This is a genomic window from Pseudomonas sp. BW16M2, from assembly GCF_014268865.1.
GTDB classification, from domain to species: Bacteria; Pseudomonadota; Gammaproteobacteria; order Pseudomonadales; family Pseudomonadaceae; genus Aquipseudomonas; species Aquipseudomonas peradeniyensis.
The window spans coordinates 1-405 of sequence record NZ_JABWRI010000076.1 but is presented as its reverse complement, the minus strand read 5'-3'; the positions used below and the strand labels follow the sequence as shown (position 1 = coordinate 405).

The 405-nt window shown below is 68.4% G+C and carries 1 protein-coding gene; it reads left to right on the top strand.

Annotated features, from left to right (window positions below; translation table 11 throughout):
* Positions 1-405 (top strand): contractile injection system protein, VgrG/Pvc8 family (locus HU735_RS26830; protein WP_273018822.1); only part of this gene is annotated, 405 nt, incomplete at both ends.

Below are 405 nucleotides of genomic sequence, written 5' to 3'. Positions count from 1 at the left end.
CTTCATCACCCGCCTGGCCGCCGAGGAAGGCTTCATCTACCGCTTCGTCCACAGCGCCAAGGGCCACCGCCTGCTCGTCAGCGACCGCGTGCTGACCCTGGGCATGATCAGCTCCAGCCTGGTCAAGCCCGAGGACGATGACGACGACGAAGGCTTCATCGACGACGACTACCCCGACCCGCTGGCCGTGCTCTACCACGCCAACAGCGGCGGCGACCAGGCCCGCCCCTGCCTGCGCCGCCTGCACTACCGCGAGCAGGTGCGCACGGCCCGCCAGGTGCAGCGCGACTACTCCTTCACCCACCCGGCCTACCACCTGCAGCAGGAATTCAACGCCAGCGACCTGCAGCACCAGGCCGACGACTACGAGCGCTTCGACTACCCCGGCCGCTACAAGCGCGACGA